We start from the raw sequence: 13,673 nt of genomic DNA on the forward strand, positions 1-13,673 counted from the left end.
GGTATTCCTTATTGTTTTAACGCTAAATTCAGCAGTCTGGGTACAGGCGACTGAAACGCCCGCTGCCAGATCTCAGCAATATTGTCTCGCTTAACCGTATCAAACGGCACCAAAGTAAAGTGTGGTGCGGGTAACCCCAGCGTTGAAGCTGCACCCAGTCTGGCCATAGTCTGGCCGATATCAAATGGACGGTCAGAAATGGTGCCGTACACGTTGCCGCTCATGGCCATATCCAGCAAATTATTGACCCCTAAATCATGAGTAATCACTTTAATATCACGCCGACCCAAAGAGCGCAGAGCTTCGACGACGCCTTCGGCGGCGGCATCCCAGGAAACATAAATCGCCTCCAGCTCAGGATGTTGTAACACCATGGCCGCAGCCACATTGCTGGTCTCGTGCTCTTTGATAAAGCCCTTTTCGATGATCACATCCAGTTCAGGATAGGCTTTGAGCCCTTTACGGAACGCGTTATCGCGATTATTGGTGATAAAGTAGCTGGCATCGTGATAGATCATGCCTATTTTACCTTTGCTATCCAGCGCGTCCGCCATCAGGTCAGCGGCTGCCTTGCCCATACCAAACATGTCGTCGGTGACGATACCGACAAAATCTTTGCCCTGCTCAAATCCGGGGATGGGGTTGCTGAGCAGCACGAGTTTGGTGCCCCGCTCAATGGCTTTCGCGTAGCTTTGTTTAGTACTCACCCCGTCGACGCTCAGTGACAAAATGATGTCGGGGTTTAAAGCCGCAATATTTTCCAGATCCGCCACTTGCTTGGCGGGATCAAACTGGGCATCGGTTGCTGCCACCACTTTAATGCCTAGCTTCTCAAATTCGGCACGTGCACCGCGTGATACAGCGGCAACCCAGGGGCTGGCACCATGCCATACCAATGCGGCAGTCAAATCTTTTGATTTAATAGCCTGACTCTGCTGTTCGCTCAGGTGAATATCACTGGATTTTGCCGCTTTGCTCCAGTCGATGCTTTGCGTTGCCCAGCTCATCGATGTTGCACACAGTGCAGCAGCGGCGAACACCCCGCTCAGCCACGCGCGGCTACGACGGCCCTTTATCTGAGTTCCTGTAGACATAGGTAGATCCTGCTGTTGATTATTAAAAGTTCGCACCCGCGAACGCCCTAACTGCCTTTTTAATACTGGCATTTAGGATCTGTTTTGTTGTATTTATAGTCATATTCAGCCAACAAACCGCTTATGTCAAATAGTTTGACTAATTATTTTTTATTCGGTTTAGCATCATGATCGAGTAAGATGATCGGCTTAGTTCAGGGATAATGTGTTGTATAAGCAGGTACATACGACGCATTAACAGGGGTTGTATGATGTTTATAACCCCGTAATCAGATTCAAATAGTAAGGCGAACACATTGAAAGGCTCCAACGCAAAACAAAATAAATCGATAAATTTGCGTCTTGTACTCGCTCAGATTGTCACGCAGGGGCCGATCTCCCGCGTAGAGATTGCCCGTAATACACAATTGACCAAACAAACCATTACCAATATGGTCGAAGAATTACTGAGCGTTCAGCTTGTCGAAGAAACCGGCATAAAGAAATCCGAAGGGGCAGGCAAACCCTCAAAAATGCTGGTTCTGAATAAGAAGGCGGCGTATACCCTGGCCGTACGGATTGTCGATAATGAGCTGGAAGTTGGCTTGTTTTACCTCAATGGTGAACTGCTAAACCGGCTGCATACCCGACTGGACACAAACGATACACCACTCGACAAAGTCAAATACCTGATTGATACCCTGCTGACGGTGGCCAACCTGACCGAGTCTCAGGTGCTTGGCTGCGGACTGTCGGTACAACTGAGTCATCTTAAAGGCGTCGAGATCTTTGCTCACAATCGACAACTACAACAACAGCTTGCCGATACACTGGCAGTTCCGGTGGCGCTCGAAACCACCGCATCCGCCTGCGCCAGCTTTCAGATGCTGTTTGGCGAAGCCCGGCTGCTAGATAGCTTTGTATATGTACATTTAGGTAATCAGGTTGAATCTGCCGTGGTGTACGACCGTCGGATATTGCTCGGACAGAATGGCCTGACGGGCGCCCTAGGTGACTTGTTTGTAACACCCGAAACCGATGACGATACCGCAGAGTTAGGCCGTCTGAATGACTTTGCCTCACTTAATGCATTGAAGCAGCATCTGGGGCGCACGGGCTGCTCCACCGAAGAGCTGCACCACCAGCTACAGGAACACCCGGTGATAGAGCGCTGGCTTGAGCAAGCCGCTGAGCCAATGCGGATCGCCATTCACAGTATAGAGTCGTTATTAAATACTCAGACTATTATTTTAGGGGGAGACATTAATGACTGGCTGCTGGATAAACTGACGTCAGAACTGCGCCCGTTTATCCCATCTATTGCGCAGTTTGGTGAGCGCCAGGTGGTACGCCTGGTCAAAACCCCAGATGTTGCAAACATTGCACTTAAAGGGGTTGCTACCCTGCCCCTACACAGCGCACTCAGCGCCAAGAATATGCAAACCTTGTATTTTCCTGTCCTCAGCGAGCCCAGTGAGCTTCAGGAGCTGGTTTACTAGTGCTCAAGGGGCAAGTGTCGCAACCGGTACACTCGAATCTTGCCCCCATTCACTCCAGGACGCGTCATAAACAGACAAAGGATAAAACCCACATTCATCGGCAATCATGGCCAAAATACAGGCCGTGATCCCGGAACCACAACTAAACTGCAAGGCCTGGTTGGTCACACCGGCGTCGTTCAGCAACGCTCGCAACTGCGCTTTGGGCTTTAACAGGCCGCTGTCATCGAGTACGCTGGCATAATGCACATTGGCACTACCCGGAATATGACCGCTTCGCATCCCCGCTCTGGGCTCACTTTCCTGACCGCTAAATCTTGCCGGGCTGCGGGCATCCAGTAATAAAACACTGGGGTCATCTATTGCCGCCAGTACCGCTTGTTTATCTATGAAATACCCCGTCTGAGGCTGCGCAATAAAATCTCCAGGCTGCGGGCTCTGCACATAGTGTGGTGCCACGGGTAAACCCAGCTCCAGCCATTTGACCAGCCCCCCATCCAACACATAAACCTGCTCAAATCCCATGGCCTTAAACATCCACCAGGCACGAGCTGCACTAAACAAACCAAAGTTATCATATACAACGACGGTATCCCGCTGGTTGATACCCAACAACCTTACCTCTCGCTGAAACTGCTCGGCACTGCACATAGTGCTGGGAAACCTGCCATTGGGGTCACTAAACGTCTGGCTGATGTTAAATCGTTGTGCGCCAGCGATGATCCCTTCAGGCTGATAGACGCCCTGCGTACCAACTTTCAGCATACCGCAATCGAGTATCACAACATGTTCCAGATTCTTCAGTAACCAGTGACAGCTTTTGATATTTTTCATGTTCTAACTTTTGTTTAAAATTGTAGGACTGGGGTGATTTTGTTCATTAGCTTTGGTTATACTAGGTTGGATTAGTGCCCATAACAAGAAAATCCATGCCTAAAAAAGTCATAGAGCCTAGCAACATCAGTGGCCCCATCTTAGTGATACTGCCCCGTTTTATTGGCGACGCCATCAATTCGCTCCCCGCGATAGAGTTGCTTAATGACTTGTATCCGGGAAAAAAGATTTACTTACTTATTCGTCCATATATGCGCGAAGTACTTCAAAGGGCTGAAGGATATGACTTTGAATTAATAGAAGATGCACGATATCACTCACGTGAACGCACTGGTCTGTACAGCTTTGCCAAAACACTCAAAGTTTTGCGATTTTCTATGGCAGTGTTGTTACGCGGTTCTTTCAAAGATGCAGCATTAACCAAGTTGGCTGGGATCCGTAATGTAATTGGGTATGCACAGAATGGTCGCAGGCCTTTGCTCTCTCATCCACTCAAACTCAATGAATGTCACCATTATATATTTCGCTACTGTCGCCTGGTAAATGACACACATGGCAAACCACTGGATAGCTTTTCTTTGCCCCGCCTTAAAGCAAATGACATTGAGCTGACGCATGGTGCCCCTCAAGCAACCGCGGTTTATATTGGTGGCAAGAACAAAGCCACACGACACTACCCGGTTCACCTTGCAGCAAATGCATTGGCGAAAATTGCTGCTCAGACATCGACCCATCTTTACCTGTTGGGCGACAGCAGTGAATATACTGATACCGAGGAGTTGCTGCAGCTGCTTGCTGCACAAAATATAACCGCAACTAATCTCGCCGGTAAAACCTCACTGGGCGAGCTGGTCGATATCATCGCAGCCATGGATACAATGATCACCATAGACTCCGGCCCTATGCATATTGCAGCCGCATGCAATGTACCAACGTTGGCATTAGTGGGCCTCGGCACTTCTCCCTTTTCATTAGTGGCGCCTTTAACCAGCCAGTGTCAGGCTATCACCAGTCACTCAACGAGTCTTGATGAAGCTGAGATTATTTGCGCAATAAAACCCGAATACCTTGCCGAACGCTACCTAAATCTGTTCAAATGAGCAGTTGACACTAAAATGACACCATCCGAGTAATTTCGTAGTAAACACAATGAAGCAACCTTCTATTTTTATTATCAATATGGATGGCTGCGAAGACAGATGGCAGGCAACCTACACTCGATTAAAAGAGGTAGGGTTGGATGCAACTCGTTTTCCTGCTACCAATGGTAAGCAACTCTCAGAATCTGAAGTCACAGAATGGTACGATCCAGCTGCTAATTTAAAGCGTTACCATCGGCATTTAACCCCCGGTGAAATAGGCTGTTATATCAGCCATTACCGGGTATATGAAAAAGTTGTTAATGAACAACTGCCTTATGCATTGGTGCTGGAAGATGACCTGCATATTGAAGATAGCCTGGCACCGCTGCTAGCTTTAATCCCAGCACTGAAAAACTGGGATATGATCAAGCTTTCGGATAATCGGGCTAATCCATTTATTGATACGCTAAAACTGAGTGACCACTTTACCCTGGGCAACTATAAAAAAGTGCCAAATGGCGCTCAAGGATACTTGATAAGCCAGGAAGGTGCCAAGAAACTAATGCGACGGAAACCCTTCTTCCGACCTGTAGATGTTGATTTTCAATTTCACGGGGAGCTGGAGTTACGTATTGTTGGTATAAAACCTTATCCAATTTCTGAAGACACCAGTTTTGGAAGTGAAATAGCACACGTTAATCAGGGCAGGCATTCCAATCGAAGTACGTTTGTACGCAATGCTAAACACCGGATTAAGCTTTTTCTACAACGCCAATCTCGTTCTGCGAGAATAAAAGATATTCTCTGATATCGACTGGATAGCTCACCAAGTGAGCGTCCAGCCTTTTTATTATCAAAAATAAAAATCGAATTAAGTTCTATTTGGCCACAACGGCTAAACTTGAAGGCTTCGTAAACTGAGCTAATTCCAAACCGCACAGCACAGTGCATATTTCTGGTGAATCAAAATTTGGCACAGATATGAGTACGACTATGAATAAGTCGGATATATAGTGATACCTGATCTCACTGCTTTTTCTGAACTATTTTGCTCCTTTGCCATTCCAAAGGACTCCGAGTCGAGATATTGAGTTACGATATTTCCAAAATGCGCATTTTCGTATCTAATGGCAACCGTGTACAAAACACAGATACAATATAACAGCACCGACATCAACAACAGGAGAGAAGAGTTGAAAAAAGCAATATTTACATTGGCCATAGGAGATAACCCTATGTACCGTGCTGCAATCAAGAGCTTTGAAATATACGCTAAAAAGGTAGGTGCAGATCTGATCGTGTCTGACTCGCTACACTATCCCATCAAGATTGAAAACCCACTTTATAACGCCAGCCCGGCCTGGACAGAAAAGTTAAGAATTGGCGCACTCCTTGAAGAATATGACAGGGTCCTGTATGTGGATGCTGATGTGTTAATCACGCCTACTGCAAGGGATGTCTTTGAGCTTTACCCTGATACAAGTAAAGCGTATTGGTTTAACGAAGGAGTTAAGCAAGAGCGAGCACCTGATATTGCAATGATTCAAGGTGTGCTCGGAGAAGTTAACTGGCCAGAGCGGGACAGTCGTCCTGTCTACTATAATGCTGGCATTATCCTCACCTCAAAACAGTGTCCACTTTTCAAAAAAACTGACTTAGACGACTTGCAGGAGATCTGCAATAGAATCACTCATTATGATCAGAGCTACTTTAACTATACTTTGCATAAACATAACATTTCTCACGAATCGCTAGATAAATCGTTTAATCGCATGGATATGTTTGGCCATGAAGACTATCTGAAAGCAGATTTCATTCATTATGCAGGCAAAGGTTATGCAAAGAACAACCGTCGCCGAGATGTCCAGTTTATACGGGACTTCGCTCAGCTATACAGTGACGTAGTAGATGAGATTGAAATTAAAGCACTAAAGGAGCATGCGTGGACACTCTATTTGGAAAAAATCCACAAAAAGTATCCCCTACCAGACTTCTTTTTGACTCAGCTTTGCAAATGGTTTGTACCTAGATAATAGATAGTAAGTTTGCTGGTATCGATTAGACACAGAAAAAAGTCACTCAAGCGAAACTTAAGGTATCTTTCACATTCTCGGACTCAAGAAGGTAAGCGAGTTTAATTCTGGGTACTCATTCAAATAAACAAACCTCTGAACTCATAAGTCGGGACTGAAAACTGCAAGCGTGATCGCTCAGCTTAAAATCACACAAAAACACTTTATAAACAAAGATTTATTAAGAAAAAACAAATTATTTAAGTTCACTTCGCATCATACAATCGCAATATGACTAAAGTGTTTTTTCTCAACAGACTAATAATGCCGAATATTTACATACTCGGCATTCGTACATATACCTAAAGCGCGGACTTCCATAACACCGCGCTGTAGGTATAGTAATTCAATCGTACTTTAGATCTTGGTTGTACACGTAGCCGTAGCTGTTACACTGTGCTGCTGGGATTTGCCGCTTAGTATCCAATATCCGCCATTCTGCACAACCTGTACAGCTTCACCTGAACCTTTAAATTTGCCTGAGATTTTTGTCAGGTAACAAACATGTGTTTTCGCAGATGCTAGGATTTTTTGCGATTCCCCTTGGTTCCATGTATACGACTTCAGGTCAGGGTAACTGCGCGCAACACACCCTGCTTGCGCTTCAACACTGTGTTGATTAGATGTGCCTCCAAGGTACGTACCATAACTATAGTTTTTTATGCCTATTGACTCGGCCCACCCTTCGAACTTACCACTCATACCAGTCAAAAAGCACACATTATTACGGTCACCAAGGTAAATATCACTTTGACCCTGAGACCAGGTGTCATATTGAACATCATAATTACCTTTGGGGTTAGTAACACAAGTAGCTATTGCCGCGACATTATCCTGATTTGATTTACCACCGAGATAATAAGTAGCACCGACTTCCTTTACCCAAACTGCCTCACCCCAGCCCTCAAACTTACCCTGCACCTTTGATAGAAAGCAAATTCGATCTCTTGAAGAGCCAAGGCTAACTTGACCTTCACCTTGTTTCCAGTGGTGTACACGGTATTGATAATCTGCTGCATGTGCTGCTGCACCTGAAAATAGAGAAGCCGCAATCAGTCCGAGTTTGATGGATATACATTTCATTTTACATTCCTTTTCAAAATTGAATATTAGTGTCCCCTTGCAGAGACATGTAAATGATACGCAAAAAATATAAAAATCAAATGAATATTTAAAGTAAAAAATTGTATCGATAAACTAGGCAAGTACACAAGGTTAGACCAGTTAATTAGATGATTAAAGTGCTCACATTGCAATCATGTTACACTCAAAAACTGTTGAGTTTAGGGTTCAAATCTTTATCACCTCACCACGCAGTGGTACCAGTCTTACGAGGATCTGGTTTTGCGTGGTGTGGTCAATGCCCGCTTCTGTCATGGCATTAATCAATAGCTCAACCACACGATTAAAGTCGGCTTCGGTGATCTGCATACCGGTATGGATCTGCACCATAGAGTCGCCCTGATAGTCGCAGGGGCCATCCAACGTATCGCACAGGTGAGTAATAAACCCCTGACGAAAGTGGCTTACATTGGCCTTGGCAAAGTAAGCCAGAATGGCTTTATCCCGACCTATTTCCTGAATAAATAGATCAACCAACCGCTCCAGACCAGCCTCACCACCAATTTGTTGATACAGAGTCGGTCGGGCACCGGACTGGCAGCCTCCCAGCCAGATACAAGCTAGCAAGACTATCACGCTGGCTGCAAGGTTACGGGTCATGTGCTGTGCTTTATTATTCACCCTTACCCCTTAAAAGTATCCGGTGATCGAAACATACCAACCGGTTTGGTCCGCCTGACCCGCAATGCTGCCCAAGTCCAGCCAGGCTGCGGTGATATTGACCTGCTTATTGATAAACCAGGCAACAAACACATCCTGCCACTGCTGCTCGCCCAATCCAAGGTTGTCGGGCTTTTCACGGTATTCATAACCCAAAGCCAGGTTCTGGCTAAGAAAAATGGCTGTACTGGCCTCAAGGTATATGCGGTCACTGCCCTGCTGGCCACCATAACCCAGCAGACCAAGTTGATTGGCCTCGGTATGACGCGCCGTGATATTCCAAAATGCATTAAAGCCGCCAAGCGCTCCCAGATGCAGCTTGCTGGCAGCCAGATAAATATCGGTGCCGCTGTCATCTTCCGCGCCCAGTAAAGCGGCAACCGCATCGTCTTTTAACGACTTGTGTTGCAGACCGAGGCTCAACTGTGGCCAGGTACTGTAAACAATATCCCCATACAGGCGTACTTTAACGCCGCTGACCGACTGTTCTATATCGGTATTGAGTGCTGGTACCGCAAAGGTTTGCTCGGCATAACTCAGCTCGACTCGGTCAAACAGGTTGGCCTGAATACCGCACACATCGAGGCGATAATCATCGACGCTGGCGCGGCTGCAAAATCCCCCCAGACTCCACTGATCTTCGCTGGCATAACCTGCCAGTTGAGCCCAGGGCACAATGCCACCCCCAGCGCTTCCTTCTACCTGAGAAACACCGGGTGTGGCCAGTAGCTTACCTGACCCCGCAATACTGTGCGCACTCAAACACAATCCACACCAGGCAAGCGCAAGCCGCCATGGCTCAGCCAGCTTCATGATACTGGCCAAGCCATTGCGTCAGTAGATCCGCTTTTAATGGCTTACTCAGATAGTAACCCTGTGCGTAGTCACAGCCCATTTCTTTAAGCAGCTCCAAAGAGGCTTTGTCTTCCACGCCTTCGGCCACCACAGAGAAACCAAGCTGATGGCCGAGACTAATCGTGGAGCGTACAATACATTGATCCTGATGGGTTTCAGCAAGTTTCAGAATAAACACTTTATCCAGCTTAAGCTCATCAATAGGCAGCATTTTTAATCGGCCCAGTGAGGTTTGTCCTACCCCGTAATCATCCAAAGATATATGTACGCCTATTTCTTTGAGTACTTTAAGCGCCGCTATGCCTTTTTCTTCATTCTCTATCATATCCCGCTCTGTCAGCTCTATGGTGATCAGCGCAGGGGATATCTGATAGCGGTCTAACATGGCTTCCAGGTGAGGCACAAAGTCGGGATCGGCAATATCCTGCGCCGACACATTGATGGCCGCTTTCATAGTGATGCCTTGCTCAACCCAATTAGCCACCTGAGACACTACGGTTTTAAGCACCCACTGAGTCAGCTCGACAATCAAGCCGGACTGCTCAGCCAGATCTATAAAGAACTCGGGCGAGACCCATTCTCCATTGCGCCGTTGCCAGCGGATCAGTGATTCAACCTTATCGACCTGCTGACTGTGCATGTTCAGCTTAGGCTGATAGGTCATAAACAGCTGGCCATCATCACTTTGCAATGCGGCTTTTAGTTCATCAATGATCAGCAGGCGTTCCAGGTAGGCTTCGTCTTCGCCTGTCTGATAGAAATAGACTGAGTTATTGCCCTGCTGAGCGGCATTGTCAGCTGCAATCAGCGCCCGTCGCACCAGATCTTCCGGATCGTCTGCCTGCTCGGGGTAATGCACGACGCCTACGCTAAAACGCAGGTTGATTTCCAGTTTTTGCACCTGATAAGGCTGGTTAAGCGCACTCAAAAATCCCGCAACACAACCCTCCATAGAGCTGTCTTCTTTGGCTGCCAGCACAGTTAAAAACTCATCGCCTCCCAAGCGGGCATTGAGTCCTTCAAAACTGGCACCTATCTGCTCAATGCGCTGTGCGACAGCCTGAATGCAGCTATCACCAACGCGCGGTCCCAGTTTATCGTTGATGTGCCTGAGCCCTTTAATATCCACCACCAACAGGTAATACACCCGGCCATCCTTTAACAATCGAGTGAGTTTCTCCATGGCCGCAGCCCGGTTATAAAAACGCGTCAGACCGTCATGGCTGGCCTGATAGCGAATTTGCTTTTCCCGCGCCTGAATGTCATCGCCCATTTCATGAAAGGCATCCACCAGCTGGCAGATCTCTTTGGTGGGGCGAGACTCATGTACTGTTGCTTCATAATCTCCCAACGCAAAACGGCGCGCCATCACTGTTAACTGTTGTAAGGGCGTTGCCAGGTTGCGGGCCAAAAAGCCACTGGCAACAAAGCCAAACAGCATAGTCACACACGACGACAGTATGATGGTCAGCACCAGCTGATCAAATTCCTGGTAGTCTTTGGTCATATCGGCACTCAGTACCAAACTCACTGGCGAAGAACTGAGCGCAGGCAACGCCACTTCAGCATTGATATAAACCGGAAACTCACTCAGCCACCGGGTGATTTTTTGCTCGTGTAAATACGCAAACAGATCCTGAGAGTCCGGTAAACGCAAAGAACTGGCCTTGATCTGCTCACCATGGCCGATAAAACTCATCTCCATGCCAGTCAGTTCACGCAGCTGCCTGGCAACCTCTGTATCTACCGCGAAACCAACGATGGCGAAGGCTATCGTTCTGGGTGCCTTAACCGGAAGAATAATGGCTTGATATAGCTGTTTGTCGAGGCTCACAAAGGCCGATTGTTCAGTGTGATTGAGCAGCTCTCTGAGCAGCGGACGCAAGTCTTCGGCCAACTCGATTTCTGCCTGATTGGCGGAGATCAACTGCCCTCTGACATCCAGCAACAGCATCAAGTCAGCATCTATACGCTGGCTGTGATTAAATAGCACACTTTCAATGGTAGGTGCATCCCGGGTTGCAACGGCCTGCTTAAAGCCAAAATCCTGCGTCAACACAGTCGCAGCGGTGACCAATAAGCGTTCTTTTGCACTCAGGTATTGCTGATAGACATTTTGTGCTACCTGAATATCCTGCTGCACTTTGCGTTCATTAAACTGGCTGGTAGACCACCAAAAACTGGCCAAGCTGGCTATGGCTGTTAACAGCACCAACCCGACGCACAGTGCGATAATGCGATTTTTAAAACTAGTGCCCATGATGCTCCTTAAACATCTCCGAGAATGTGTTTCTGGGTGCCGGAGTCTGTGTCTCTACAATAACAGACCCGGATTGTTGTAATTCTGTCACCGTCACTATCCTGCGAGTGTCGATATCTCGTGTTTGCAGTGCGTGCCAAATGGCCACTTGCTGGGCGTATGCGGGTATTTGCACACTCCCAAGCTGATTAGTAGTAAGCACATCTTTTGATTTAGAAACATAGATATAGCCCACCATTGAATCGTGAATATTACATCCTAAAACAACGACACCAGATTGTTCAAATCGTATCGGTTGAATGGGGGTACCGGCATACAATTTGAGTTCAAACCGTTTAGTATCAGAGAAGGAATAAACATGATGGCGAATATCATCGCTGTTTGGAAAGCTGACCGCCTGACCTTGCATTATAGTGAGCAGCCGAGGCTGAAACTGCTTATCAATCTGATCCATCACCGCCACCTGCTGCACTGAGCCTGTGCGTAAAGGGGCGATAACCTCAACGACTACATCAGGCAATGGAGCACCATGCTGGTCGCGCAATTGAAGGGCGTACCCGTTACCGGACCCGTTACCGGACCCGTTACCGGAATCGCTACTGGAACTATTATCGGCTGCATAGACAAGGCTAGTCATAAAAACTGCAGCACCGCAACCAAACAGGGCCATGCTGGATGCAGCCCATACTCCTCCCACGGCTCGTCTGATCATATTCAGACGCCCTAGTGCGATCCTTACCGGGTTATGCCCGCTGACGTTCATGGATATTTGCCTGAGCCACTTGCATACCCTTAAGTAAAAGTGACGCTGAAAAGAAAAGCAAGGACTAACACGAATTCGCGTTCAGATAAGGCGTAAATACTAAGAAGACGCAGCACCAAGGAGGTGTTTCTAAGGCGAAGTGTGAGAGAGTTCGGTACGTCAAAATGGAAAAAGCGGCGCCGGGCCGCTTTTTCAGAAAAGTACTAGTCGATTCAGGCGTCGATCAGGCCGTACTCTTTATCCAGCACTGCAATCACTTCATCTCGCGGGCTGTGAGGAATGCTTAACTGCTGGCCGACAATTTTGCTGGCGATGCCGACATAAGTGTCAGACACAGACATCATGACCTGCTCTGGCAGCTTGTAGCTGGCAGCCAGCTGCTCGCGCTCAGTCATGCGATCTTTGTTCAGCAGAACATCGCTGTCAGGCACATTGTTAATCAACAGCTGGCGGAAGCCCTCTTTTGAGTTCTCAACAATGTTACCATCACGGTAGGCTGGGCCATCCCAGATCCGTGAAGAATCCGGTGTGCCTACCTCATCAATGTAGATCAGGCGCTCTGTGCCATCTTTGTCTTCCACATAACCAAATTCAAATTTGGTATCAACAAAAATCTGGTCCAGCTGAGCCAGTTCTTTAGAGATTAGCGCAAAGCCTTCGGTCAATAACTGCTCATAACGTGCTACATCGGCTTCTGACTTAAAGTTGAACGCATCCAGGTTATCCGTGATATTGCGACGAGTGATGTTCACATCGTCCACTTCCGGTACATCTGGCAGACCACGAATGATCCCTTTGGTTGATGGGGTGATCAAGACCTCATCCAGCTTCTGATGCGCATTCAGGCCTTCTGGCAGATTGATCCCACAGAACTCACGTACACCTTTGCTGTAATCGCGCCACATGCTGCCAGTGATGTACTGACGGGCAATGGCTTCGACGCGCACAGTGCTGGCTTTACGCACGATCCACACGTAAGGATGTGGAATATCCACGATGTGATTACCGGCCAGTCCGGCCTCATCAAACAATTTGAACCAATGGGCTGCCACACTGTTTAGTGCGATACCTTTACCCGGCACACCATTGAGGCCATTTTCGCCTTGCCAGATGCAGTCGAAGGCTGAGATGCGATCCGAGATCACCATGATCGCCAACTCAGTTCCTGCTGGAACATCATAGCCTTTTTCTTTGATTAAACGGGCGCTGTCCTGGTCGGTTAACCAATAAACTGAACGTACTTTACCACTGTGCACAGCACCTTTGGTGCGAATGGGTAGATCGTCATTGACGTCTAGAACTTTGTAGCTACTCATTGTATCTCCATAGAGAACGGCTGCGTCTTGCTAAAGGACGCAAAATACAGAGGGGGTTAGAGCGGTGTATGATAGTCGAGCAGCCGCTAAATCACAATTGCTTTACCGCACTGATCAGCGATATGCCGCAGGCAGGT

12 protein-coding genes are annotated in these 13,673 nt (G+C 47.5%); 4 read left to right on the forward strand and 8 right to left on the reverse strand.

Annotation, left to right across the window (positions count from 1 at the left end):
* Positions 1–8: 8 nt before the first annotated feature.
* A complete protein-coding gene (locus CWB98_RS09295; protein ID WP_249364648.1) occupies positions 9–1,094 on the reverse strand; it encodes a substrate-binding domain-containing protein in 1,086 nt (361 codons plus the stop codon).
* A 296-nt stretch (positions 1,095–1,390) separates the two neighbouring features.
* On the opposite strand from CWB98_RS09295, the gene CWB98_RS09300 reads away from it, so the two are divergent.
* Positions 1,391–2,572 (forward strand): ROK family transcriptional regulator, encoded by a 1,182-nt coding sequence (locus tag CWB98_RS09300; protein WP_138544618.1) that lies wholly within the window; start codon positions 1,391–1,393, stop codon positions 2,570–2,572.
* A gap of 3 nt (positions 2,573–2,575) precedes the next feature.
* Here the strand turns inward: CWB98_RS09300 and CWB98_RS09305 are convergent, their stop codons facing one another.
* Positions 2,576–3,406 (reverse strand): sulfurtransferase, encoded by an 831-nt coding sequence (locus CWB98_RS09305; RefSeq protein WP_138544619.1) that lies wholly within the window; start codon positions 3,404–3,406, stop codon positions 2,576–2,578.
* A 95-nt stretch (positions 3,407–3,501) separates the two neighbouring features.
* On the opposite strand from CWB98_RS09305, the gene CWB98_RS09310 reads away from it, so the two are divergent.
* The 3 genes from CWB98_RS09310 to CWB98_RS09320 all read left to right on the forward strand — a co-directional run bounded on the left by CWB98_RS09310 (position 3,502) and on the right by CWB98_RS09320 (position 6,521).
* On the forward strand, positions 3,502–4,506 hold the full coding sequence (locus tag CWB98_RS09310) for a glycosyltransferase family 9 protein (protein ID WP_138544620.1): 1,005 nt from the start codon (positions 3,502–3,504) through the stop codon (positions 4,504–4,506).
* A gap of 49 nt (positions 4,507–4,555) precedes the next feature.
* Positions 4,556–5,296, forward strand: coding sequence for a glycosyltransferase family 25 protein (locus CWB98_RS09315; protein WP_138544621.1), 741 nt, complete (start codon positions 4,556–4,558; stop codon positions 5,294–5,296).
* Positions 5,297–5,681: 385 nt separating this feature from the next.
* Positions 5,682–6,521, forward strand: a complete 840-nt coding sequence (locus tag CWB98_RS09320; RefSeq protein ID WP_138544622.1) for a glycosyltransferase family 8 protein — start codon at positions 5,682–5,684, stop codon at positions 6,519–6,521.
* A 396-nt stretch (positions 6,522–6,917) separates the two neighbouring features.
* Here CWB98_RS09320 and CWB98_RS09325 read toward each other — a convergent pair whose 3' ends face one another.
* From CWB98_RS09325 to CWB98_RS09350, 6 genes are all read right to left on the reverse strand, one after another.
* Positions 6,918–7,643 (reverse strand): hypothetical protein, encoded by a 726-nt coding sequence (locus CWB98_RS09325; RefSeq protein ID WP_054014335.1) that lies wholly within the window; start codon positions 7,641–7,643, stop codon positions 6,918–6,920.
* Positions 7,644–7,850: 207 nt separating this feature from the next.
* Positions 7,851–8,282 carry a group I truncated hemoglobin gene (locus tag CWB98_RS09330; protein ID WP_138544655.1) on the reverse strand — a complete coding sequence of 144 codons (432 nt, stop codon included), beginning with the start codon at positions 8,280–8,282 and terminating at the stop codon, positions 7,851–7,853.
* Positions 8,283–8,312: 30 nt separating this feature from the next.
* The gene (locus CWB98_RS09335) at positions 8,313–9,155 is read right to left on the reverse strand and encodes a DUF3034 family protein (protein ID WP_249364650.1); all 843 of its coding nucleotides are present in this window, start codon (positions 9,153–9,155) and stop codon (positions 8,313–8,315) included.
* Complete coding sequence (locus CWB98_RS09340) at positions 9,142–11,457, reverse strand: putative bifunctional diguanylate cyclase/phosphodiesterase (RefSeq protein WP_138544623.1); 2,316 nt, start codon at positions 11,455–11,457, stop codon at positions 9,142–9,144. The genes CWB98_RS09335 and CWB98_RS09340 overlap by 14 nt, the downstream gene beginning before the upstream one ends.
* Positions 11,447–12,169, reverse strand: coding sequence for a methylamine utilization protein (locus CWB98_RS09345; protein WP_249364651.1), 723 nt, complete (start codon positions 12,167–12,169; stop codon positions 11,447–11,449). The genes CWB98_RS09340 and CWB98_RS09345 overlap by 11 nt, the downstream gene beginning before the upstream one ends.
* Positions 12,170–12,432: 263 nt before the next feature.
* A complete protein-coding gene (locus tag CWB98_RS09350; RefSeq protein WP_138544624.1) occupies positions 12,433–13,536 on the reverse strand; it encodes a phosphoribosylaminoimidazolesuccinocarboxamide synthase in 1,104 nt (367 codons plus the stop codon).
* Positions 13,537–13,673: the final 137 nt, after the last annotated feature.

Origin of the sequence: Pseudoalteromonas rubra, from assembly GCF_005887115.1 — a bacterium.
Lineage (GTDB): Bacteria > Pseudomonadota > Gammaproteobacteria > Enterobacterales > Alteromonadaceae > Pseudoalteromonas > Pseudoalteromonas rubra_F.